The sequence below is a fragment of the Burkholderia ubonensis genome, from assembly GCF_902833085.1.
GTDB classification, from domain to species: domain Bacteria; phylum Pseudomonadota; class Gammaproteobacteria; order Burkholderiales; family Burkholderiaceae; genus Burkholderia; species Burkholderia ubonensis.
On the sequence record NZ_CADFEB010000001.1, the window covers coordinates 351,450 to 373,548 of the forward strand.

A 22,099-nucleotide genomic window follows, 5' to 3' on the forward strand; every position below is an offset into this window, starting at 1 on the left:
GCCGCCGCATGCGATGCGTCGTTCAGGCAATTCGCTTGCGTGTGCGCCTGCGGTGTTCGAGCCAATCGAGCAACTGCCTTCCATCGCGTTCGCCGAACCATCGCGCATGCCCGATCAGATAGCCGTCGTACGCGACGTCGACCGTCTCGGGCGAACCGACGATGCCGTCGAAGTACGCGACCTCGGACAGCGCGAACTCGGCATGTACGATCGGCAGCAGCGCCACCAGCGCCGCATATGCGTCGTCATCGAGCGGCGCGAGCGACTCGTACCCGTCGAGCAGCGCGGCGATCTGCGCGTATTCGACCTTGCGCGCGTCGGCCGGCGCCATCCAGTCGATCGCGTTGCGCTCGATCGCGAGCGCGACGTCATACACCGCGCAGGTGCGATCCGACAGCCCGAAATCGAGCACCGTGCACACCTGCGCGCCGGGCTCGCCGTCGCTCCACAGCAGGTTCGACGCATGCCAGTCGCCGTGGGTCCACAGCGGCTGCAATGCCGGCAGCAGCGGCGCAAAACGCGCGTGGTACGGGCCGATCGCATCCGCGATATCGTCGCGCCAGTTGCGCGCGGCCAGCGCACGCACGAGCAGCGGCTGCGCGGCGACCCAGCGCTCGAGCGCGCCGGGCAGATCGGCCGACGACAGCACCCTGAAGCTCGACAGCAGCAGCCGCACCGGCCGGGCCGGCGCATCGAAGCCGGCCGACGCATGATGCAGGCGCGCAAGCGCTTGCCCGGCCGCATAAGCGTGCGACGGATGCATGAACGGCTTCCACGACATCACGCCGCGATACGCATCGCATCCGGGCGCCACCGCGTGCACCTCGTAGGTCCAGTCGCCGAGCGTCACGGCGGTCGCGCCGTCGCGGTCCGCCAGGATGTCGGGGACCGGAATGCCGCGCTCGCGCAGATGCGCGATGAAACGATGCTCTTCCTCGAGCCCCGCGACGTCGCGGATGCTCACGTGATGACGCTTGACGAACAGCGCGCGGCCGCGTGCGGTATGGACCAGCACGGCCGCCGAGAACGGCCGCGGGCTGTGCCACGCGAGCTGCGCCGGCGGCCCCGCGTCGTCGATCCGCGCGAGGATCGCGGCCACCTCGTCGCGCGTGATCAGCGGCCAGTCGCGTTCGGCCTGCTCGCCGTCGACGCCGAACTGCGGCGGCGCGATCGCATCGGCGTCCGCGTGGGCCACGAGCGCGGTCGACTCGGTCGGATTGGACATCGGCGACAGGCCTCCGGAAATGAATCAGCTCGCTGCAGCGCGCATTGAAGCGGCCGTGTTGCGCCAGTCGCGCCAGCCGATCACCGCGAGCCCGATGAACAGCGCATAGAGCCCCGCAGTCAGGTACAGCTCCTTGACGACGAACATCCCGACATAGACCACGTTGACCACGATCCACAGGCCCCACGACGCAATGTAGCGTCGCGCGGTCCAGTATTGCGCGACGAGGCTGAACGCGGTCAGCGAAGCGTCGACGAACGGCAGCGCGGCATCGGTCCAGCGCGCCATGATCCCGCCGAGCAGCGCGCTGCCCACGACCGCGGCGATCAGGTCGGGCAGCACTTTCGCGGGCGTGACGCCGCTGACCGGCACGACGGCGCCGTGCGACGCAGCACCGCCGGCCATGCCGTCCGCCCGGTCCACGCGCTGCGCGAGCCAGCGCCGCCAGCCGTACACCTGCAGCACCGCGAACGCGCCCTGCAGCAGCATGTCCGAATAAAGCTTCGCGTCGAAGAAGATCCAGCCGTACAGCGCGACCGACGCGAGCCCGACGGGCCAGCACAGCATGCGCCGCTTCGCGGTCAGCCAGATCGCGAGCGCACTGACGATCACGCCGGCGATTTCAAGGGTGGACATCGTTCGTTCTCTCCAGTGTAGGTCGAACCGCGATCAGAAATCGTAAGTCAGCGACACGCGCGCGGTGCGCGGCGCGCCGGGGAACAGGTACGCGTCGCCCTGCTGCTCGCCCGCATCCCGCCAGTAGAACTTGTTGAACAGGTTGTCGACCGACACGCGCAGCACCGTGCGGTGTCCGCCGATCTTCGTCGCATAGCGCGCGCCGAGATTGAACACGAACCACGCCGGCACGCGCGCCGTGCCCTCCTCGTTCGCATTGCGGCTCGCGCTGTAATCGACGCCGCCGAGCAGCGCGAGGCCGGCGACACCGGGCACCGCATAATCCGCATACAGCGACGCACGCAGCGCCGGGACGTTGATGACCTGATGCCCTTCGTAGGCCGGCGACCCCGAATCGTAAGCGCGCGCGCGAATCGCCGCCACGGTCGCGGTCAGCGACAGCCGCTGCGTGACCTGCCCGGCCGCGCCGAGCTCGATCCCCTGGTGCCGCTGCGTGCCGCGCTGCACGAACGTGTAGCGGCTGTTCGACGCGTCGGGCTGCGCGAACTGGAACGGTTTGCTGATCGAGAATACCGCAGCCGTGAGGCTCAGGCGGTCGAGCCAGTCGTATTTCGCGCCGACCTCGATCTGGCGGGATTCGACGGGCGGCAGGAACGCATATGCGTTGGTCGCGCGCACCGGCGCCTGATCGCCGAGCGACAGCGCCTTGCTGTACGACGCGTAAAGCGACAGCGCGTTCACCGGCTTGTAGACCAGCGCGACCTGCGGCAGGAACACCGAGCGGTCGGTGCGGGTCTGCGGACCGTCGATGCTGCTCCAGCTCCGCTGTCGCAGCAGCACCTCCTTGCCGCCCGCGAGCACCTGCCAGTGGTCGCCGAAGCTGATCCGGTCCGCGCCGAACACCGCGTACTGCCACGCGTCGAGCCGCGGATACGACGGCCCGGGCACGTTCGGCGACGGCGCGAACGTGACGTCCGGGCCGTAAGCGTTCTCGCTGCCCACATAGTCGTAGACGGCGTCCGCCATGTGCACGACGCGCCGCTGCACGCTCGTTCCGACCGTCAGCTCGTGGCGCACCGGTCCGGTCGAGAACTTGCCCGTAGTCACCGCGCGCACGTCGTCGTTGCGTCGGTACTCGCCCGGGCTGCGGAAGTCGTACACGTCGAAATCCCCGTTCCGGCCGAAGAAGAACGGCGACGTCGCGCCGGCCGCGCAGCTCGCCGCATACGAGCAGCCATACGCGAACGCGCTGTTGTCGTCGATCATCGTGCGGCTGCGGCCCGCGGCGACGTACGCCTTCCAGTCGTCGTTGAACTGGTAGTCGAAGCGCGCGTTGAGGTTCAACGCGTCGGTCGTCACCGGTTTCGCCCACGGCTGCGTGCCGAGCGCCTTCGACGTCGACTTGACGGACGGCACCACCGTGCCGCCGAGCAGCTGATACCCCGGCGCGGAACGCTGGATCCACTGCTGGAATTCCGCATTGAGCTGCAGGCTTGCGCGCGGGCTGATGTCCCAGTCGGCGGCGATCGATCCGAACGTGCGGCGTCCGTTCGTGCCGTCGATGTACGAATGCATGTTCTCCTTCGCCGCATTGATCCGGATGCCGAACTGGTTGTCGGGGCCGAAGCGCCGGCCGAGATCCACGGCGGCCGACGTCGATCCCCGGCTGTCGACGCCCGTCGTCACGCTCGCGACGTTCGCGGACCGCTTGGTCACGAAGTTGATCACGCCGCCCGGCGCGACGACGCCACTGTCGATGCCCGCGAGCCCTTTCAGGATCTCGACGCGCTCCTTGTTCTCGAGCGGCACGTTCTGCTCGCCGGATACCGTCAGGCCGTCGATGCGGATCGCGCTCGCGAGATCGACCGGAAAGCCGCGAATCGAGAAGCCTTCGAAATAGCCGACCGGCGCGTAAGCGTTGCTGACCGACGCGTCGTTGCGGACGACGTCGCTCAATCGCTTCGCCTGCTGGTCGTCCAGCAGCGCGCGGGTGACGACGCTGACCGACGCGGGCGTATCGCGCAGCGGCGCGTCGTCGTACCCGGCGACCGACGCGGTGCGCGCGCGCAACGCATCGCCGCGCGCGCCGCTCACGCTGATGGCCGGCAGCGTGTCGCCGCCGGAGGCCGCATCGGCGTCCAAAGCGCTCGCCGATGCATCGGCGGAAGCCGCACCTGCCTGCGCGGCGAAAAGCGTGATGCCGAGACCGACGCCGATACCGACGCCGACACGCGCGCGCCGCCGCAGTGCCGGCGACGTTCTTCTTCTGTTCACAGTCATTTTTCTGGATTTGAAACTCGCCGCTCAACCTGTCGCACGCGCTCGATCATGCAAGACGGGCGCGGGCCCGTGCGGCTGCGTGCGATGGCCCTGGATGTCGTCGTCGACCGATGCGGCGCATCACGTATCGGAAGCCGGTCCGCGGTGGGCCCGGGCGTGACGCCCGGGCGCGCCACGCATTGCGGCGCGCATTTTACCCCGTGGCGGCGGACCGGCGGCGGAATCGGGCAGGAAGGGAGGAAAGCGGAACAGGAAGCGCCATCGCTCGATGGCGCGTCTCGCAACGACGGAATCGTCGATTGCAGGCGGGCGGGCAGCGGCCGTTCAGGCGATCACGACGGCGGCTCGTTCGGAGCGTCCGATGCCGGCGCATCGTCGCGCCGGCATCGGGTTGTCGAGGCAATCGTGCTCAGAAGCCCTGCATCGTCGACGTCGGATCGGCCACCAGGTGCACGACGCCGTAGATGACCGCCCCGACGAGCGCGGCGAGAATGATCGCCACGAACGGCAGCAGCGTGAAGTTGACGTTCTCGAGATCCGCGGCGTGCGCCTTGCTGTTGCGCACGCCGAAGAAGCTCCACAGGACCAGACGGATCATCCCGAGCAGTTTCATGGTCTTGCTCCTTTCACTTTCATCGTATCGGTTGCCGTTATGGTCGATCCGATCCGCCGACGAAAACAGAAGCAGTTGCGAACGCTTTTCGGGCAGCACATGGCGTGCAGCCCCAGTGGTCCGTCACGCGGGACGAGCCGCGAACTGCGGCGCCCATTCGACCGGCGACCAGCGGAACGGCATCACTGCGGCGCTGCGCCGCACCTCCTGCACGCGATACCGCACCACCCGCTGCGCGCCTTCGAACGACGCGACGAGCGGCCCGTCCCAGACGATCTCCGCGCGCGCGGCGACGTGCACCAGATCGCCGCGCTCGAAATCGACGAACAGCAAGCCCGCGCGCGGATCGAGCAGCAGGTTGCCGAGCGTGTTGAACAGCCGGTTGCCGCTGAAATCGGGCGTCGTCAGCGTGGCGTCGTCGTCGACGCGTACGAAGCCCGGCATCCCGCCCCGATGCGAGACGTCCACGCCGCGCGCCGCGCCCGCCTCCGCCGACAGGTTCGCGCTCGCAACGAAGAACGTATCCGCCTGCGCCAGCAGCACGCGATCGGCGTCGCTCAGCCGGGCCGAGCGTTCGAGCCGTGGCGGCGCCGCATCGCCGCGCGGGTCGAGCACCGGAGTACGGCTCTGGATGTATTTCGCGCAGTTGCCGAAGCTCTGCTCGACGGCGACCGTCAGCGCGTTGCTGCCGTCGACGGCCTGCACGACGCCGTTGACGCGATTGCGCCGCCGCGTGTCGAACTGGATGCCGAGCCCGCCGAGCGGCGCGCCCGGCCGCCACGCATCGGCCAGCGGATCGCCCGGCAATGCGTCGCCCGCGATCCGCAGCGTGTGCGCGTCGGGCGACGTCGCGAAGCCCGGCGCGCCGACACGCAGCGTCGCCCACGGCTGGCCCTCCGGGTCGACGCCGCCGAGCACGAAGAACGGCAATTGCGCGAAGAATGCCCGATGCTGATCGGGCATGAACCGCCGGATGCCGCGCAGCCCGACGGCGCTCGCGGCGTCGGCCACGCCCGCGCGCTGCTGCACGGCAAGTTCGCCCGCATGAAACGGCGACACATCCAGTTCCCAGCCCGGCAGGGCGACGGTCGGCGCAGTCATCGTTTGTCCTCCTGAAGGAAGCGGCCCGGCACGTTATGCCGCGAGGAGTCCCGCGCGGGTCGGCGGCATGCCGACGAACCCGGGCAACGCCTCGACGCGCGCGAGCCACGCGCGCACATGCGGATACGGATCGAGCGACACGCCGCCTTCCGGCGCGTGCGCGATGTACGTGTAGGCGGCGATGTCGGCGATGGTCGGCTGCGCGCCGGCCGCGAACGGCTGCTTCTCGAACTCCGCGTCGATCACGTCGAACAGCCGGACCGCGATGCGCTTCGCCTGCTCGTGATCGAGCGGCGCGCCGAACACGGTGACGAGCCGCGCCGCGGCCGGGCCTGCCGCGATCGGCCCCGCCGCGAGCGACAGCCAGCGCTGCACGCCCGCCGCGCCGGCCGGATCGTCGGGCAGCCAGTGCGCGTCGCCATAGCGCTTCGCGAGATAGACGAGGATCGCGTTCGAGTCGGACAGCACGACGCCGCCGTCGTCGATCACGGGCACCTGCCCGAACGGGTTCAGCGCGGCGAAGGCCGGCCGGCGCTGCTCGCCCGCGGCGAGATCCACGTCGACGACCTCGAACGGCACGCCGAGCAGCGACAGGAACAGGCGCACGCGGTGCGCGTGGCCGGACAGCGGAAACGAGTAGACACGGATCGGAACGGACGGCTTCTCGACAACGGGCATGGGAACACTCCGGCAAAGGGCGTCGCCGCGAACCGGCAACGAACGGCCCCAGCGTAGCGCGCGCCCTCTGTCTCCAGAAGAGGGATAATCGTGGAAACATCATCCTCTTTGACAGGACAATCGGCGATGGCGGATCTGCGCGACGTGAACCTGAACCGGCTCGCGGTTTTCGTGGCGGTGGTCGAAGCGGGCTCGCTGACGGCGGCGGCCGAGCGGCTCGGGCTCGCGAAGACGGTGGTCAGCACGCACATGCAGCGGCTCGAATCCGAAGTGGGCGCGAACCTGCTGGTGCGCACCACGCGGCGGCTCGCCGTGACCGACGCGGGGCGCGCGTTCTACGACGCGTGCCGCGACATCATGCGCGCGACCGAAAGCGCGCTCGACGCGGTGTCGTCGGAGACGGGGCCGCTGCGCGGCACACTGCGCGTGAGCGCGCCGATCGACTACGGCGCGCAGGTCGTCGCGCCCGCGATCGTCGCGCTGCGCGACGCGCATCCGGCGCTCGACGTCGAGCTGATCGCGAACGACCGCCTCGTCGACCTCGTCGCCGACAACATCGACGTCGCGATCCGCATCGGCCGTCTCACGGATTCGAACTATCGCGCGGTGCAGCTCGGCGAATACGAAAAGTGGCCGGTCGCGAGCCCGGCGTTCGTTGCGCGCCGGGGATTGCCGCGCGATCCGGCGGCGCTCGCGGCGCTGCCGTTCGTGATGCTGTCGACGCTGCCGCGCCCGCAGACATTCGAGCTCGAGAGCGCGCGCGGCGGCAAGGCGTCGGTGCGCTGCACCGCGCACGTCGTATCGAACACCGCGACCGCCTGCCGCGCGATCGCGCTCGCTGGCGGTGGTTTCGGGTTGCTGACCGATTTCTCGATCGCCGACGACGTCGCGGCGGGCCGGCTCGTGCGCCTGCTGCCCGGCTGGCGATCGCCGCCGGCCGGGATTCACGCGATCTTTCCGTCGACGCGGCTGCCGTCGCCGAAGGTGCGGGCGTTCATCGAGGCAATGCGGGAAAAAATTGGCGCGGCGCCGGTGCGGGCGACACGTGGGCGGGCGACGAAGTCGAAGCGTGCTTCCGGGTGAATCGTGCCGCGCGCGGGCGGCATTCAATCGCTACGCAGCAGCCTTCTCAAGAGAATGGACTTCAGATCCTTGCGGGTGTCGCACACGACATGGATATAAGCGATATCGCCGCGAACCTCGTAGACGATGCGGTTCATTCCGGCGATGAGAGTTGTTTCCGCAGAATGCAGAATCACGACACGAGGCGTCATCGCTCGCCATCGTCGTCGAGTTCCGTGAAGACGTCCTCGACAGCACGAGAGTGACCTTGCTCGATCTCGCGATTGCCGAGAGCGAGAAGCCTCAGGAGCGCCAGCGTTTCTTCACGTTCCTCATAGGACTTGACGTCCATGACGGCGAGTTTCTCGTCGCCGTTCTGGGTGATGAGCATCGGCTCCCGGCTTTCGGAAATCTCTTTGACGATCTCCGCGGCGTGGCTCTTCAGGTAGCTGATCGGCTTGACTCGGGTGGGAAATTTCATTGCGACACCTTGTCCTGTTTGGCGACAACCGGACCGACTATAGTTCGAATTTGGTCGCTACATACGACGACCGGCCCGAGGATTGACCGAATCTGCGTACATCAAGGCGGCCCACCACCGCGACCCCGCGCCCCAATGAAGTCATTCGAGCTTTGACGATTCGAAACAATGCGACTTTGGGCGTAATCCAGCGCCAAACTCGGAAAACCCACTGCGCCCTCCCAGCACCTCAACGACAAGATGCGTGACCAATTCGTCGACAGGCGGAGCGACGACGCTGGAGTAAGACTAGCGGTTCATAGAAGCGCTAAACAATGTATGCTTATACAGTACCTAACAACTGCGGACTAGCGCCGCTGACGCTCGTAAACGGCGAGGCCAGGGCGCGCACAGGCGTTAGATTTCGGCAGAACAGCATCAGGACGACAGTCAGAACGGACCACATTACGGGAGTAGACGCATGGCAACGGAAGAATATCCGGTCGAAGTCCAATCGGACTTCCTCGAAAAGATGACCCGTGCGAAGCCGATTTCAGCGCTGTCGGAACTCGTCTGGAACGCCTTCGACGCCGACGCGAAAAACGTTGATATCTCGTTCGAGTACAACGATCTGGATACGCTCGACACGATCATCGTCAAGGACGATGGTGAGGGTATCCCGCGCGCTGAGGCAGCCGGCTTCTTTCGTTCACTGGGCGGCTCATGGAAGAAGTCCAGAACACAGACCTCTGGTGGACGTTTCCTGCATGGGCAGGAGGGCCGTGGACGATTCAAGGCCTTCGCCCTCGGAAGCGACGCCGAATGGGCAGTCGTGTACAAGCGCGACGGCAAATTCTGGTCGTACACGATTCGCATGTCCGCCCTCGACATCCGGCACGTCCGAATCAGCGACGAGACCAGAGCGAAGGATGCGACGGATACGGGCGTGACGCTGACCATCCGCAACGCGCTGAAAGACTTCCGCACGTTCACAACCGAAGACGGTCGCGAGGAGTTGACCGAGGTCTTTGCGCTATACCTCGCCGACTACGAGGACACGAAGATCGTGCTCGATGGGAGCGCCATCGATCCGGGCTCAGCCATCACTGACAAAAAATCCTTTCCTCTGTCTGACATCGAGATCGACGGGAAAGCGTATTGGGCGCGACTACAGGTAGTCGAATGGAAATCGGCCGGAAATCGAGCCCTTTATCTGTGCAACCAGCAGCGTTTTCCTCTCGTGCAGGTGGATCGCCGCTTCCACATTGGTCAGTTCCAGTTCTCCGGCTACCTCCACTCGCCGTACTTCGATCAGGCGCAAATGGAAGGCACGGTCGATCTCGCCGAAATGCAGCCGGCCGTTCTGAGCACAATTGCGGAAGCGCAGCAGACGATCAAGGACCATTTTCGGTCACGGGCAGCAAAAGAAGCCCGCACGGTCGTGGAGGAATGGAAGGACGAGGAAGTCTACCCGTTCTCTGGCGACCCCGCGACGGCGGTCGAGAAGATCGAACGTCAAGTATTCGACATTGTGGCGGTGAACATCGCACGACATCTGCCGGACTTCCGCACAACCCAGAGCAAAACCAAGGCTTTCCAACTGCGGATGCTGCGGCAGGCGATCGAGCGCAGCCCCGAAGACTTGCAGGTCATCCTGGACGAGGTGCTACGACTGCCAAAGCGGCAGCAAGAGGAGCTAGCCCAACTGCTTCGCAATACCTCACTATCGTCGATCATCGGTGCGGCCAAGGTGGTGTCCGACCGGCTCAAGTTCCTGAGCGGCTTGGAGGCGGTACTGTTCGACCCCGAACCGAAGAAGCGATTGAAGGAGCGGACTCAGTTGCACCGGATCATTGCGGACAACTGCTGGCTCTTTGGAGAGGAGTTCGCCTTGTCAGTGGATGACCAATCGCTGACCACGGCTTTGGTGGAGCATAAAAAGTTGCTCGGCAGCGAAGTGGTGATCGACGAGCCTGTGAAGCACATCTCGCAAATGCGGGGAATCATCGACCTGATGCTGTCGAGAGCGACGAAGCAGCATCGCGCGAATCAATTGACGCATTTGGTCGTCGAATTGAAAGCACCGAAGGTCAAGATCGGTTCGGACGAGGTTACGCAGATACAGGGTTACGCGTTCTCGGTAATGAGCGATCCCCGCTTCGATAAGGTTGGGGTAACGTGGAACTTTTGGGTGATCAGCGACACGCTCGACCGCTACACCGAGCATCTAGTGCAGGATGAGACCGGCGTGATCCTATCCAAACCGAACGTCAACATCTACGCAAAGACGTGGGCGCAAGTCCTTGATGAGAATCGCGCGCGGTTGAAGTTCTTCCAGGATCACCTGAACGTACAGGTGGACCGGGAAGCCTCCCTACAATATTTGCAAGAACGGTACGCGGCGTACCTCGAAGGCGTGTTCGAGGAGAGCAACGACGATACCGCACTGGTCGCGGAGGAGGACACGGCTGGCACTACATCCGAATGAAGTAGGGCCGCCCTACCCCAACGTCCCAAGCAACACCTTCCTGCAGCTCGCGATCATCTGCGCTTCCGGATCGCGGTACTGGGTCAGCAGCCACGCCGTGCCGACGTTCGTCATCGCGCCGACCAGCGCGAGCCCGATCAGCCGCTGCTCGGTGCGCTCCGCCCCCGCAACCGCCTCGCCTCGCCCGCCGATCGCCATGATCAGCTTGCCGAACTCGACGAGCACGCGCTGATACGTCGCGTCGGTGTCCAGGCTCACGCCCATCACCTCGAGCAGCAGCACGCGCGCCGCGCACGGATCGCGCAGGAACCCGAAGAACGCCGCGAGCCCCGCGTCGACGCGTGCGTGCAGATCGCCGCCGCGCGCGGCGACCGCCTGCGCGACCGCGTCGCGCAACTGTTCCGCGTGATGCAGGTAGGTACAGCGCAGCAAATCCTCGGTGCTGTCGAACGCCGCATAGAAATAGCGGTCGTTCAGCTTCGCTTCCTGACAGATCGACCGCACGGTCGCCTTCCTGAAACCGACCGTGCCGAACACGCGCGTCGCCGCGCGGATCAATGCGTCGCGCCGCTCCGCCGCGCGCACCTCGGGCGCCACGCCGCCGTATGCGCGGCCCCGTTTCTGCGTTTTGAGTGCTTTCTCCATTCCGCTATTTGACATCACGACACCCGAAAACTAAAGTGGTGACACACAACACCACAATAAGAGCGCCGCCGGCACAGCGCAAGCGGACATGGGAGGAACGACGGATGAAGGGGTTTTCCGGGAAGGTTGCCGCGATCACCGGCGCCGGTTCGGGCATGGGCCGCAGTCTCGCGGTCGAGCTCGCGCGGCGCGGCTGCGAGGTCGCGCTCTCAGACGTCAACGACGTCGGGCTCGCGGGCACGGCGGCCGCCTGCTCGCAGCACGGCGTGCGCGTGACGACGCAGCGGCTCGACGTCGCCGACCGCGACGCGGTGTTTGCGTGGGCCGATTTCGTGCGCGAGTCGCACGGCAAGGCCAACCTGATCTTCAACAACGCAGGCGTGTCGCTCGCGGCCAGCGCCGAAACCGCGCGCTTCGACGATCTCGAATGGATCGTCGGGATCAACTTCTGGGGCGTCGTGCATGGCACGCAGGCGTTCCTGCCCCATCTGCGCGCGTCCGGCGACGGCCACGTCGTCAACACGTCGAGCCTGTTCGGGCTGGTCGCGATGCCGACCCAAAGCGCGTACAACGCGACCAAGTTCGCGGTGCGCGGCTTCACCGAGGCGCTGCGGATGGAGCTGGAGCTCGACGGCGCCCCCGTCAGTGCGACCTGCGTGCATCCGGGCGGCGTCGCAACGAACATCGTCGACGCGTCGCGCGTCGATGCCGGCATTCACGCGCTGACCGGTCAGGACGAGGCGACCCACCGCCGCCAGGCGAACCGCCTGATCAACGCGACGACGGCCGACGACGCCGCACGGCAGATCCTCGCCGGCGTCGAACGCAATGCGCGCCGCGTGCTCGTCGGCGCCGACGCGCGCCGCCTCGACCGGATCGCGCGCGTGCTGGGCGCCGCCTACCAGATGCTGATGATCCGCCACGTGCGCCGCGCCCGCGCACGCAATCTCCAGCGCGCGCATGCGCCCGGCGCGCTCCCGACCCCGCCGACCAAGGACCCCGCATGACTTCGACGACGACCGACCGGCGCGCCGCGCCGCCCGCCTTCGACCGCCACGCGAGCGCCGGCGGCATGCACCGCGACGGCGCCGACCTCGACGTGCTGATCGTCGGCGCCGGCCTGTCCGGCATCGGTGCGGCCTATCACCTGCAGCAGCGCTGCCCGTTCGCGCGCGTCGCGATCCTCGAGGCGCGCGACGCGATCGGCGGCACCTGGGACCTGTTCCGCTATCCGGGCGTCCGTTCGGATTCCGACATGTTTACGCTCGGCTACAGCTTCCGGCCGTGGCACGGCGACAAGGCGATCTCGGACGGCCAGACGATCCTCGACTACATCCGCGACACCGCGCGCACCTACGGGATCGACAAGACGATCCGCTACCGCCACAAGGTCGTCGGCGCGGACTGGGATTCGAACCGCGCGCGCTGGACGGTGCGCGTCGAACGCGGCGGCGGCGGCAGCGACGACCCGGCCGAGACGCTCGTGCTGACCTGCCGCTTCCTGTACATGTGCAGCGGCTATTACGACTACGACGCGGGCTACCTGCCCGACTGGCCCGGCAAGGACACGTTCGGCGGCGATCTCGTGCATCCGCAGCACTGGCCGAAGAACCTGTCGTACGCGGACCGCCGCGTGATCGTGATCGGCAGCGGCGCGACCGCGGTGACGCTCGTGCCGTCGATGGCAGCCAAGGCCCGGCACGTGACGATGCTGCAGCGCTCGCCGACCTACATCGTGTCGCTGCCCGCGCGCGACAGGATCGCCAACACGCTGCGCCGCGTGCTGCCGGCGCGGCTCGCGCACCGGCTCGTGCGCGTCAAGAACGTACTGCTGACGATGTATCTCTACAATCTCGCGCGCCGCAAGCCGGAGGCGACGAAGAAGTTCATCATCCGCGCGGCCGGCAAGCAGCTCGGCCCGGACTTCGACGTCGCGACGCACCTGACGCCGCGCTACGAGCCGTGGGACCAGCGCGTGTGCCTCGTGCCGAACGGCGACCTGTTCAAGGCGATCCGCGCGGGCCGAGCGTCGATCGTCACCGACGAGATCGAGCGCTTCACGCCGACCGGCCTCAGGCTGAAAAGCGGCCAGCGGCTCGACGCGGACGTGATCGTCACCGCCACCGGGCTGAAGGTGAAGATGCTCGGCGGCGCGCAGGTCACGGTCGACGGCCGCGCGGTTGACCTGTCGCAGACGGTGTCGTACAAGGGGATGATGTACAGCGACGTGCCGAACCTCGCGTCATCGTTCGGCTACACGAACGCGTCGTGGACGCTGAAGGCCGAACTGATCGCGCGCTACGTGTGCCGCCTGCTCAACCACATGCGCGCGCACGGCTACGACACCTGCGTGCCGCGCCTCGCGCCGGGCGATCTCGGCAACGTGCCGGCGGTGAACCTCAGCTCGGGCTACATCCAGCGCGCGGCCGGCATCCTGCCGAAACAGGGGGAGAAGAAGCCGTGGAAGTTCCACCAGAACTACGTGCTCGATCTCGCGTCGCTGAAGTTCAGCACGCTCGCCGATTCGGCGATGCGGTTCGAACGCCGCGCGAAGCCCGACGCGGCCGCCGCATCCGTCCCGCAACCCGCGCTTGACACCCGCGCTTGACACCCGCGCTTGAATCCGCGCTTGAACCCGCGGTCAAACCTGACGAGGCCGACATGAGCCATACGATCCATCTGATCCAGCAGGCGCTGATCGCCGTCGCTGCCGTGTGCGCGGCGCTCGCGGCGTTCACCTGGTATATCGCGCACCGCGTGACGCGCGCGTTCCGGCCCGAAGGCCGGTTCGTCGACATCGGCGGCGACCGCATCCATTACGTCGAGTACGGCAGCGGCCCGCCGATCGTGTTCGTCCACGGGCTTGCGGGGCAATTGCGCAATTTCGCGTACCTGCCGCTGCAACAGCTCGCGGAACGCCATCGCGTGATCCTGATCGACCGGCCGGGCGCCGGGCATTCGCTGCGCGGCGCGCGCTCGCAGGCGAACATCTTCGCGCAGGCGCGCACGGTCGCCGCGTTCATCGACGCGCTGCAGCTCGACAAGCCCGTGCTCGTCGGGCATTCGCTCGGCGGCGCGATTTCGCTCGCGGTCGGCCTCAACCACCCGGAGCACGTGAGCCGCCTCGCGCTGATCGCGCCGCTCTCGCATCCGGAAGCCGAGCCGCCGGGGCCGTTCCGCCCGCTGCTGATTCCGTCGACGCTCGTGCGTCGCTTCGTGTCGTGGACTTTCGCGATTCCGCTGACGATCCTGACCGGCCGCAAGGCGGTCCGTGCGGTGTTCGCGCCGGAAGCGGTGCCGAACGATTTCCCGGTCAAGGGCGGCGGGCTGCTCGGGCTGCGGCCGCGCAGTTTCTATGCGACGTCGTCGGACCTGATCGCGGTGCCCGGCGACCTGCCCGCGATGGAGCGCCGCTATGCGGAGCTCGCGCTGCCGGTCGACGTGCTGTACGGCCGCGACGACCGCATCCTGAACTGGCGCAGCCACGGCGAGGCCCTCGCGCAGAAGTCGCCGCGCGTGCGGCTGCGGGTGGTCGAGGGCGGCCACATGCTGCCCGTCACGATTCCGGGCGCGACGGCCGAGTGGCTGGCCGAAGTGGCCGCGGCGCCGCTCGAAGCGCACGCGCCGGTCGCGCAGGCCGGGCGCTGACGCACTGATGCCCTGACGCCCGAAGCCGCGCATCGGCGCGCGGCGACGCGTTCAGTCCTCGCTGTCGGGCAGCGTCAGGCCGAGTTCCGACATCACTTCGCGCGCGCTGCGGAATGCCTCGATCGCCGCCGGCGCGCCCGCGTACAGCGCGCTGTGCAGCAGCACCTCGCGAATCTCGACGAGGCTCGCGCCGTTGTTGAGCGCGCCGCGCAGGTGGCCCTTCAGCTCGGTGCTGCGGCCGAGCGCAGCCAGCATCGCGCACGTGCAGAGGCTGCGCGTCTTGAGATCGATGCCGCCGCGCTGCCACGTGCTGCCCCACGCGTGCTCGTTCAGCCAGTCCTGCAGCGGCCGCGAAAATCCGTCGAGATCGCGCATCGCCCGCTCGACGAATGCCTCGCCCATCACGTCGATGCGGCGCGCCTTGCCCTGCTCCTTGTCCTGTTCGCTCATCTCTCTGTCCTGTTCGTCCGGCTTCCGTTTCGGGAGTGCTTCGGTTGCGCCGTCGATTGCCGGTGTGTGCGGGTTGGCCCGCCGGGCGGCGCGATCCTGCTCTCATGTTCGCGAGGCGCGGGCATTTCGTCAAAGCCGCAGGCCTCGGTCGGGCAAACCGCCGTGCCGCAGTAAGTGTGCCAACGCGCGCGCGTCGCCGGACGCCGACGCTACGTAACGTTCCCAGGCGCGTTACGGCGCCTTGCGGGAACATCGCGCAGCCCATTGCGCCACCGCTCCGCGAAATCGCCATTACTCGGAACAAAAAGCCTCGAACGTCGGACATTCCACAAGAAAAATTCACCGTTCGGCGCGCATGCCACGATGGCGCGGAAATTGCAGTTCTGGTCGGGACAAACACCAATTGTTGAGGCCAACATGCAGAAATACTTCACAAGAACGACGCTCTCGCTCGCCATCTCGTCGCTGCTCGCGCTGTCTGGATGTGGATCGATCGACGGACCGACCACGCCTACCTCGCTGAAGCCGAGCACGTCGGGGACGTCGGGAACGTCAGGCACGTCAGGGGCGTCCGGAACGTCAGGCACGTCAGGGGCGTCCGGAACCTCCGGCAGTTCGGGAAGCTCAGGGACGTCGGGGGGGAGTTCAGGGTCTTCGGGTACGTCCTCAGGCACGTCTTCGGGAACGTCTTCGGGTACGTCTTCGGGTACGTCCTCGGGTACGTCCTCGGGTACGTCTTCGGGTACGTCTTCGGGTACGTCTTCGGGTACGTCCTCGGGTACGTCCTCGGGTACGTCCTCGGGTACGTCCTCGGGTACGTCCTCGGGTACGTCCTCGGGTACGTCCTCGGGTACGTCCTCGGGCACGTCTTCCGGTACATCCTCAGGCACGTCTTCCGGTACATCCTCAGGCACGTCCTCAGGTACGTCCTCAGGTACGTCCTCAGGTACGTCCTCAGGTACGTCCTCCGGCACATCTTCCGGCACGTCCTCCGGTACTTCTTCGGGCACCTCCGGCTCCACCCCGCTCGGCAGCCTCTTCCGGCAGACCGGCAACCTCGTCACATCGCTCGGCACGACCGTCGCGAACGGCGGTACCCAAGTGGGCAGCGTGTCGAACAACCCGGCTGCCGCCAGTGTCGGCAACGTGGTCACGAGCCTCGGCAACGGTGTCCAGTCGCTCGGCAACGGCGTCGCGGCCGGCCTCGGCTCGATCGGCGTGTCGCCGAATCCGCTCGGCCCGACGCTGACGTCGGCGACCGGCCTGCTGAGCGGCGCCAGCGCAGCCGTCAACAATGTCGGCAACGCGGTGACGAGCCTCGGCGCCGGTCCGCTGTCGCCGCTCGCACCGGTCACGACGACCGTCGGCGGCCTCGTCAACACGGTCGGCAGCGTCATCAGCACCGCCGCGTCCGGCCTCAACACCACGCTGAACACCACGCCGATCCAGCAGCTCGAGACGCAGGTCGGCAGCTTCATCAACCCGATCACGAACACGCTGACCGGCGGCGTCCAGACGCCCGGCACCACGCAGACCGTCGGCACCACGACCGGTCTCGGCACGCCGGTCGGCAACCTGCTGACCACGGTCGGCAATGGCCTCGGCACGGCCGGCACGCAGATCGGCGGCGCGACGACCAACCCGGCCGGCACCGATCTCGGCAACGTCGTGACGCAACTCGGCAATACGGTCACGAGCGTCGGCGGCCTGCTCGGCGGCAGTACGGGCAGCTCCAGCAGCGGTTCGGGCGGCACGAGCGGGACCAGCAGCGGCAGTCCCCTCGCGCCGATCACGGGCCTGCTCGGGTCGCTGGGCGGCGGCAGTGGTTCGAGCGGGACCGGCGGCAGCGGCCCGCTCGCCCCCGTCACGAACCTGCTCGGCTCGCTCGGCTCCATCGGCGGGACGAGCGGCACGAGCAGCGGCACGAGCGGAACAAGCGCAGGCGGCCCCCTCGCACCGGTGACCAACCTGCTCGGTTCGATCGGCAGCGCCGGCGGTACGAGCGGCACCGGCGCCGGCGGCCTGCTGGCGCCCGTCACGACCCTCGTCAATTCGCTGACGCCGCTCGGCGCGAGCCTCACCGGCACGGTCACCACGCCTGGCGGCGGGGTGACAGGCAACCTGACCGGCGCGCTGACGAACGGCCCGATCGGCACGCTCGCCGGTTCGCTGACGTCGCCGGCCGGCGCCACCGGCGCCGGCGTCGCGGCGAGTCCGGGCGGCGTGATCACGACGATGACGACCCCGGGCGGCAGCGGCACCAGCACCGCCGCGGGCGGCCTGAGCGGCGGTTCGAGCGGCGGCACGGCCGGTGCGACCAGCCTGCTCGCGCCGGTGACGAACCTGGTCGGCGGCCTGCTCGGCGGCGCCTTACCGAAGTAATCGACCCGCAGCGCCAGGCGGCCGGGCACACAACATTCCAAAGCCCGGCCGCCCGCCGGCGCCGCCCACGCTGCGGCGTCGGCCTCATCCATACGAGGATCACATGAACTCGACGCTCGAAGGCATCGCCGCCGTCCAAGACCGGCCGCCCCGCTCCGCCACTCCGTTACGCGCCGGCCTGCTCGGCATCACGGCCGGCCTCTTCGCGCTGTGGATCACGCGCGACCAGCCCGCCCTCGACGGCGCCACGCGCGCGGTCATCGCCAGTCTCGCGATCATCGGCACGATCGCGCTGCACGAACTCTTCATCTCGCGCGTCTACCTGCGGCCGAGCGCCGGCCTGTCGCGGCAGGCCGTGCGGCCGCTCGGCGTCGCCCGCGTCGCGGTGCGGCTCGGTGCGCTCGCGTCGGTCTACGCGGGCATCGGCATGCTGTACTGGCTGCTGCCCGAGTATCACGGCGCGTTCTACCTGCCGTTCTGGTCGCTGCTGCGGGCGCTCGCGCCGTACGTGATCGTCGCCGCGCCGATCTATTTCGCGTGGATGGACCGCCATCAGCGCGAGACCGACGACGCCTACCTGCTGTGGGGACGCTTCCTGTTTCGCGGCGAGCAGCCCGCAAGCTGGCGGCCGGTGCGCGAGATGCTCGCCGGGTGGATGGTCAAGGCGTTCTTCCTGCCGCTGATGACCGTCTACCTGTCGAAGGACGCCGACCACCTGAGCGCGTCGCTCGCGAACGCGATGCATGCGCCGATGTCGCTCGCACTGTTCGTGTTCATGTACGACCTGTCGTTCACGATGGACCTGATGTTCGGCACCGTCGGCTACCTGTGCACGTTCCGCGTCCTCGACAGCCACGTGCGCACCGTCGAGCCGACGACGCTCGGCTGGCTCGCCGCGCTGATCTGCTACCAGCCGTTCTGGTCGCTGATCTCAAACAATTACATCCGCTACGAAGGCTCGATGTTCTGGGACAACTGGCTGCTCTCCGCGCCGGCGATCCGCGTGGTCTGGGGCGCGACGATCATCGCGCTGCTGCTGTGCTACGCGCTGTCGACGATCTCGTTCGGCCTGCGCTTCTCGAACCTGACCAACCGCGGGATCATCACGTCCGGCCCGTACCGCTTCACGAAGCATCCGGCCTACATCACGAAGAACCTGTCGTACTGGATGATCTCGGTGCCGTTCGTCGAGCCGCTCGGCTGGCAGGTCGCGCTCGCGCATTGCGCGGCGCTCGTCGCGGTCAACCTGATCTACTTCCTGCGCGCGAAGACCGAGGAGCGTCACCTGATGCGCGATCCGGACTATCGCGCGTATGCGGCGTGGATCGCCGAGCATGGGCTGTTCGCGCGGATCCGGCGCGTATTCGTGCAGCAGCTGGCGGGTTGACGTGCCGCCGGCCCGGGCGGACCGCAGTCTCGCAAGGCGGTCGTCCGCCGGCCGCGATGCAGGCGCCTTCGCCTGCCAAAATCATCTCAAAAATAACCAACTTGCGGCCAATTGTCGCCAAACACGGTAAATCGACGCTTTTTCGGACTACGGGATTGCCGAATGCACGATGATCGCGTATGGTGCGTGCCGTCCGCGTGCGTGTCGGCTCGCCTGGCTGCTTGCTTGCGCCGCTTGCATCGTTCGGACATTCCGACCGTCGCCCTGCGCGACGGCCGCGCGGGTTCCGGCCCGCCGTTCACCGTCTCCGCGACGCCGCCCGCCGGCGCCGCGCATTCATGAGGAAAGAGGCGTGATACACAAAGTCCTGATCCTGATCGTTCTCTGCGTCGCGGGCCTCGCCGCGATCGCCGCCGGTTTCCAGCACATCCCCAGCTGATTGGCGGCCCCGGCTCGCTTGCCGAGCCGCGGGGCCGCTTCCTCCGTTTTCCATCGCCATGACCCATTCATTCGACACGCTCGACACGATCTCCCTTTGCCATGCGCATCGACGTACAGCATTGCCAGAACAGCATCGACGATGAGCTGGATACGCTCCACGCTCGTCTCCATCAACCGGGCCACCGCCTGCACGGCCTGCCGGCCGTCGCGCTCGGCGCGTCGGGCCTGATCGTCCGCCATCGTGAGGCGGACGGCGAATATTTTCTCTATGTCGAAGATCCGGTAACCCGGCAGCTCGCCGGGTATACGGTGTTCAATCGCTTGCCCGAAATTCCCCGTCGCGCGGATCGATATTTGCGGGCGCCGCATTCCAAATTTCGCGCTTCGTTCCAGCGCAAGGGGCTCGCGACCACGCTGTATCGGTGGGGGCTCGACGCCGGGCTGTGCCTGATCAGCGGCGCGCGGCAGTCGGTCGGAGCCGCGCGGCTGTGGACGATGCTCGCGCGGGAGTTTCAGCACGGGTTCGTCGATATCGAAGGACGGAAATTGCGTTATCTCGGGGAGTGCGTGCCGGATGACGTGCACGGTGCGTTGCATACGCGGCGGCTGTTGCTTGGGACGGGGTGGACGATGGGGGAATTTGCGGAGGTGGTCGGCATGACCGACGGGCCGGCGATTGCACACGATCGATCAGTTCGCACGTCGGCGCGCTGGCCGGAGTGGCCGGTTCGCGTGCCGCCGAACGGCGATGCGCCGGACGCTCATTCCATCTTGCCGGGAGCAAGCACGACCGTGGCCAAACAATCAGGGGCCGGTTGTCGCCGGCAAGCTGGACCGGGCCATGACTGTCGTGCATTCCAAACGGAATCGCCGATACGCTTGCGGAAAGACACCTGAAGCGCTATGTCCGGAACTTCACGCCGACAGCGTGTAAAACGAGACAAACCGGCCAAGTGCCCCACTCGACATTCCGTCGTGCAACCAAGCGAAGAAGTCGATCATGCATTCATCGTCGGACCAGTTGTCGACGGCGATGCCGGATGGTTGATATACGACATCCAGCACGCGCTCGCTCCGTATCGTCACCACGAATCGTTTCCGGCCGTCGGGCAACGACCTCATTTCCGTCAGCACCTGGTTTTCGCACAGCATCCATTGCTGTGCGTCGCGAAACGCCTACCGGTCCCGCATGGGTCGCAAAGACGCCGTAGTAGTGCCCGTCCACAACCGTGAAATAACCGCGATCCGGCTGGCGCGCCGGGTCGTGAGTGACCAAGGCCTTCGGACCGTGGTCTGTCGCGTACTGGAGCACTTCGCGCGCGCGATCGAAATTCCTCAAAAAGAGCAGAGGCATGCCACGTCCTGTTCAAATTTCAGGCTTCACCATTGCACAGCGGGCTGCAAAACGGATCTTCCACTACGACCGCTTCCTTCCACCTGATGTGTTACCTATGCTTTTCCGCCTACTTCCAATACATCGGCCCGCGAACCTCACAGCACGCTCGGATGCCATTCGGTAATCAGAAACAGATGCCGCTTGCGTCCCGTAACGAGGTGGTTTGACCGAGGGGATATTCACACGGCGGAGCAACTGTCCCTGCATCATGAACAAGCCCTCCCTTCTGGAAGGCTACCACCGAAAGGCGTGCGAATTCCGAGCGACAATCTTCCGTCGACATGCAAAAGATTGGCCAATCGCCAGACGGACTTCGGTTTGGTTGAAGTTGCAAACAAAACGATGGACAATCAATATGCCGAAGCAGAATTTCGCCCATACCGTAGTCTTGCGAAACGACGAAAAGGCACAATTCTTTCACATAGAATCCAACCTGCTCGTCCACGGAAACTGTTGGCACAAAGATATCTGCTCTCAGCATACTTTATCAATCACCGCCCACCGCCCACCACATCTCACGCCGAATATTGGTCACCTCACACAACCTCCCCATCTCGCCGACACGCCTATCACCCTATATATACCATTCACTCAAATCAAATACATTTCCAGCGGGATCCCTCATTTTCACAAATTTACCCAGCGGCCACTCCACAAATCCCGGATTCGAGAGGATTTCCGCTCCATTTTTGAAATTAACGCTCTTTAAACGATTATATTCACCCAAACAGTCACCAATCCCAACAGAGAATATCGGCGCATCGCCTTCTCGCACACTCAATTCCAGAGATAGCATCAAATAAAAATCCTCGCTTCGGGCATATCGAAGAAATACATTCCCTCGACCAAGATCCTCGCCAACCTCGAACAGCGCCAGCTCATTGACATAAAATTCCACCGACTCCTCGGTCGATTTCGATGGCACGAAAACGATATTTTTCAATTCAGCACCTGACATAGTTGGTGCACGTGCCCCGAGCCGTATCGCAGCGTCTGCAGTATCTGCTTGTGCGGCAATGACAGCGTCGGCGCGTTGTCCAACTCTCCAATACGTATCCAACCGTGCCGTTCACGCCATGCTCGACAATCAGCCGCCCTTGTCGTATTCGAACCTCATCGCATCCGGCTCGATACCGAGCGCAACACCTGCATCGGTCGACGTCCGCTCGACTGCAAGATCGATCTCGACAAAATGCATCGGGAGAAC

The 22,099-nt window shown here is 66.3% G+C and carries 20 protein-coding genes and 2 pseudogenes; 8 read left to right on the plus strand and 14 right to left on the minus strand.

What is annotated here, in order from left to right:
* Positions 1–22 precede the first annotated feature (22 nt).
* The 6 genes and pseudogenes from HWX31_RS01535 to HWX31_RS01560 all read right to left on the minus strand — a co-directional run bounded on the left by HWX31_RS01535 (position 23) and on the right by HWX31_RS01560 (position 6,533).
* The gene (locus tag HWX31_RS01535; protein ID WP_174961281.1) at positions 23–1,225 is read right to left on the minus strand and encodes a phosphotransferase enzyme family protein; all 1,203 of its coding nucleotides are present in this window, start codon (positions 1,223–1,225) and stop codon (positions 23–25) included.
* 24 nt (positions 1,226–1,249) lie between these two features.
* Positions 1,250–1,861: a nicotinamide riboside transporter PnuC gene (gene pnuC / locus HWX31_RS01540; protein WP_174961283.1), complete on the minus strand. Its 612-nt coding sequence runs from the start codon at positions 1,859–1,861 to the stop codon at positions 1,250–1,252.
* Between the two features lie 33 nt (positions 1,862–1,894).
* Positions 1,895–4,141, minus strand: a complete 2,247-nt coding sequence (locus HWX31_RS01545) for a TonB-dependent siderophore receptor (RefSeq protein WP_174961285.1) — start codon at positions 4,139–4,141, stop codon at positions 1,895–1,897.
* 409 nt (positions 4,142–4,550) lie between these two features.
* On the minus strand, positions 4,551–4,754 hold the full coding sequence (locus HWX31_RS01550) for a DUF2970 domain-containing protein (protein WP_029226088.1): 204 nt from the start codon (positions 4,752–4,754) through the stop codon (positions 4,551–4,553).
* Positions 4,755–4,889: 135 nt separating this feature from the next.
* Positions 4,890–5,855: pseudogene (locus HWX31_RS01555) on the minus strand (pyridoxamine 5'-phosphate oxidase family protein); the annotation flags it as partial.
* 33 nt (positions 5,856–5,888) lie between these two features.
* Entirely contained in the window at positions 5,889–6,533 is a 645-nt protein-coding gene (locus HWX31_RS01560; RefSeq protein WP_174961289.1) for a glutathione S-transferase family protein, read from the minus strand.
* A 126-nt stretch (positions 6,534–6,659) separates the two neighbouring features.
* Between HWX31_RS01560 and HWX31_RS01565 the strand changes: the two genes are divergently transcribed.
* Complete coding sequence (locus tag HWX31_RS01565) at positions 6,660–7,616, plus strand: LysR family transcriptional regulator (RefSeq protein ID WP_174961291.1); 957 nt, start codon at positions 6,660–6,662, stop codon at positions 7,614–7,616.
* Between the two features lie 23 nt (positions 7,617–7,639).
* Here the strand turns inward: HWX31_RS01565 and HWX31_RS01570 are convergent, their stop codons facing one another.
* Positions 7,640–7,807 (minus strand): hypothetical protein, encoded by a 168-nt coding sequence (locus HWX31_RS01570; RefSeq protein ID WP_174961293.1) that lies wholly within the window; start codon positions 7,805–7,807, stop codon positions 7,640–7,642.
* Positions 7,804–8,076 carry a type II toxin-antitoxin system Phd/YefM family antitoxin gene (locus HWX31_RS01575; RefSeq protein ID WP_059617920.1) on the minus strand — a complete coding sequence of 91 codons (273 nt, stop codon included), beginning with the start codon at positions 8,074–8,076 and terminating at the stop codon, positions 7,804–7,806. The genes HWX31_RS01570 and HWX31_RS01575 overlap by 4 nt, the downstream gene beginning before the upstream one ends.
* Before the next feature lie 460 nt (positions 8,077–8,536).
* On the opposite strand from HWX31_RS01575, the gene HWX31_RS01580 reads away from it, so the two are divergent.
* A complete protein-coding gene (locus HWX31_RS01580) occupies positions 8,537–10,543 on the plus strand; it encodes an ATP-binding protein (protein WP_174961295.1) in 2,007 nt (668 codons plus the stop codon).
* 12 nt (positions 10,544–10,555) lie between these two features.
* Here the strand turns inward: HWX31_RS01580 and HWX31_RS01585 are convergent, their stop codons facing one another.
* Positions 10,556–11,203, minus strand: a complete 648-nt coding sequence (locus tag HWX31_RS01585) for a TetR/AcrR family transcriptional regulator (RefSeq protein WP_174961297.1) — start codon at positions 11,201–11,203, stop codon at positions 10,556–10,558.
* 89 nt (positions 11,204–11,292) lie between these two features.
* Here HWX31_RS01585 and HWX31_RS01590 point away from each other — a divergent pair, with 89 nt between their 5' ends.
* From HWX31_RS01590 to HWX31_RS01600, 3 genes are read left to right on the plus strand one after another with little or no spacing between them, the layout of a single operon-like run.
* The gene (locus HWX31_RS01590) at positions 11,293–12,195 is read left to right on the plus strand and encodes an SDR family NAD(P)-dependent oxidoreductase (RefSeq protein ID WP_174961299.1); all 903 of its coding nucleotides are present in this window, start codon (positions 11,293–11,295) and stop codon (positions 12,193–12,195) included.
* On the plus strand, positions 12,192–13,796 hold the full coding sequence (locus HWX31_RS01595) for a flavin-containing monooxygenase (RefSeq protein ID WP_174961301.1): 1,605 nt from the start codon (positions 12,192–12,194) through the stop codon (positions 13,794–13,796). Before HWX31_RS01590 ends, HWX31_RS01595 begins: the two co-directional genes overlap by 4 nt.
* Before the next feature lie 53 nt (positions 13,797–13,849).
* The gene (locus HWX31_RS01600) at positions 13,850–14,836 is read left to right on the plus strand and encodes an alpha/beta fold hydrolase (protein WP_174961303.1); all 987 of its coding nucleotides are present in this window, start codon (positions 13,850–13,852) and stop codon (positions 14,834–14,836) included.
* A gap of 51 nt (positions 14,837–14,887) precedes the next feature.
* Here the strand turns inward: HWX31_RS01600 and HWX31_RS01605 are convergent, their stop codons facing one another.
* A complete protein-coding gene (locus HWX31_RS01605) occupies positions 14,888–15,286 on the minus strand; it encodes a carboxymuconolactone decarboxylase family protein (RefSeq protein ID WP_174961305.1) in 399 nt (132 codons plus the stop codon).
* Between the two features lie 209 nt (positions 15,287–15,495).
* Complete coding sequence (locus tag HWX31_RS34810) at positions 15,496–16,407, minus strand: hypothetical protein (RefSeq protein ID WP_425129501.1); 912 nt, start codon at positions 16,405–16,407, stop codon at positions 15,496–15,498.
* Here HWX31_RS34810 and HWX31_RS34815 point away from each other — a divergent pair.
* From HWX31_RS34815 to HWX31_RS01620, 3 genes are all read left to right on the plus strand, one after another.
* Positions 16,397–17,668, plus strand: a complete 1,272-nt coding sequence (locus HWX31_RS34815; RefSeq protein WP_244143612.1) for a collagen-like triple helix repeat-containing protein — start codon at positions 16,397–16,399, stop codon at positions 17,666–17,668. The genes HWX31_RS34810 and HWX31_RS34815 overlap by 11 nt on opposite strands.
* Positions 17,669–17,771: 103 nt before the next feature.
* Positions 17,772–19,055 carry an isoprenylcysteine carboxylmethyltransferase family protein gene (locus HWX31_RS01615; RefSeq protein ID WP_174961309.1) on the plus strand — a complete coding sequence of 428 codons (1,284 nt, stop codon included), beginning with the start codon at positions 17,772–17,774 and terminating at the stop codon, positions 19,053–19,055.
* 540 nt (positions 19,056–19,595) lie between these two features.
* Positions 19,596–20,393 (plus strand): histone acetyltransferase, encoded by a 798-nt coding sequence (locus tag HWX31_RS01620; RefSeq protein ID WP_174961311.1) that lies wholly within the window; start codon positions 19,596–19,598, stop codon positions 20,391–20,393.
* A gap of 18 nt (positions 20,394–20,411) precedes the next feature.
* Here HWX31_RS01620 and HWX31_RS01625 read toward each other — a convergent pair whose 3' ends face one another.
* From HWX31_RS01625 to HWX31_RS35300, 3 genes and pseudogenes are all read right to left on the minus strand, one after another.
* The gene (locus HWX31_RS01625; protein ID WP_174961313.1) at positions 20,412–20,648 is read right to left on the minus strand and encodes a hypothetical protein; all 237 of its coding nucleotides are present in this window, start codon (positions 20,646–20,648) and stop codon (positions 20,412–20,414) included.
* 818 nt (positions 20,649–21,466) lie between these two features.
* Positions 21,467–21,850: a VOC family protein gene (locus HWX31_RS01630; RefSeq protein WP_415493116.1), complete on the minus strand. Its 384-nt coding sequence runs from the start codon at positions 21,848–21,850 to the stop codon at positions 21,467–21,469.
* Positions 21,850–22,069, minus strand: a pseudogene (locus HWX31_RS35300) (hypothetical protein); the annotation flags it as partial. The pseudogene HWX31_RS35300 and the gene HWX31_RS01630, both read right to left, overlap by 1 nt.
* Positions 22,070–22,099: the final 30 nt, after the last annotated feature.

Excerpts from the sequence above, each read along its gene's own strand:
- HWX31_RS01535 (WP_174961281.1), bottom strand. The coding sequence starts at position 1,225 with ATGTCCAATCCGACCGAGTCGACCGCGCTCGTGGCCCACGCGGACGCC.
- HWX31_RS01630 (WP_415493116.1), bottom strand. The coding sequence starts at position 21,850 with ATGTCAGGTGCTGAATTGAAAAATATCGTTTTCGTGCCATCGAAATCG.
- HWX31_RS01565 (WP_174961291.1), top strand. The coding sequence starts at position 6,660 with ATGGCGGATCTGCGCGACGTGAACCTGAACCGGCTCGCGGTTTTCGTG.
- HWX31_RS01615 (WP_174961309.1), top strand. The coding sequence starts at position 17,772 with ATGAACTCGACGCTCGAAGGCATCGCCGCCGTCCAAGACCGGCCGCCC.
- HWX31_RS01580 (WP_174961295.1), top strand. The coding sequence starts at position 8,537 with ATGGCAACGGAAGAATATCCGGTCGAAGTCCAATCGGACTTCCTCGAA.
- HWX31_RS01545 (WP_174961285.1), bottom strand. The coding sequence starts at position 4,141 with ATGACTGTGAACAGAAGAAGAACGTCGCCGGCACTGCGGCGGCGCGCG.
- HWX31_RS01625 (WP_174961313.1), bottom strand. The coding sequence starts at position 20,648 with ATGCTGTGCGAAAACCAGGTGCTGACGGAAATGAGGTCGTTGCCCGAC.
- HWX31_RS01620 (WP_174961311.1), top strand. The coding sequence starts at position 19,596 with ATGCGCATCGACGTACAGCATTGCCAGAACAGCATCGACGATGAGCTG.
- HWX31_RS01570 (WP_174961293.1), bottom strand. The coding sequence starts at position 7,807 with ATGACGCCTCGTGTCGTGATTCTGCATTCTGCGGAAACAACTCTCATC.
- HWX31_RS01605 (WP_174961305.1), bottom strand. The coding sequence starts at position 15,286 with ATGAGCGAACAGGACAAGGAGCAGGGCAAGGCGCGCCGCATCGACGTG.
- HWX31_RS01585 (WP_174961297.1), bottom strand. The coding sequence starts at position 11,203 with ATGTCAAATAGCGGAATGGAGAAAGCACTCAAAACGCAGAAACGGGGC.
- HWX31_RS01560 (WP_174961289.1), bottom strand. The coding sequence starts at position 6,533 with ATGCCCGTTGTCGAGAAGCCGTCCGTTCCGATCCGTGTCTACTCGTTT.
- HWX31_RS01595 (WP_174961301.1), top strand. The coding sequence starts at position 12,192 with ATGACTTCGACGACGACCGACCGGCGCGCCGCGCCGCCCGCCTTCGAC.
- HWX31_RS01590 (WP_174961299.1), top strand. The coding sequence starts at position 11,293 with ATGAAGGGGTTTTCCGGGAAGGTTGCCGCGATCACCGGCGCCGGTTCG.
- pnuC (WP_174961283.1), bottom strand. The coding sequence starts at position 1,861 with ATGTCCACCCTTGAAATCGCCGGCGTGATCGTCAGTGCGCTCGCGATC.
- HWX31_RS01550 (WP_029226088.1), bottom strand. The coding sequence starts at position 4,754 with ATGAAACTGCTCGGGATGATCCGTCTGGTCCTGTGGAGCTTCTTCGGC.
- HWX31_RS01600 (WP_174961303.1), top strand. The coding sequence starts at position 13,850 with ATGAGCCATACGATCCATCTGATCCAGCAGGCGCTGATCGCCGTCGCT.
- HWX31_RS01575 (WP_059617920.1), bottom strand. The coding sequence starts at position 8,076 with ATGAAATTTCCCACCCGAGTCAAGCCGATCAGCTACCTGAAGAGCCAC.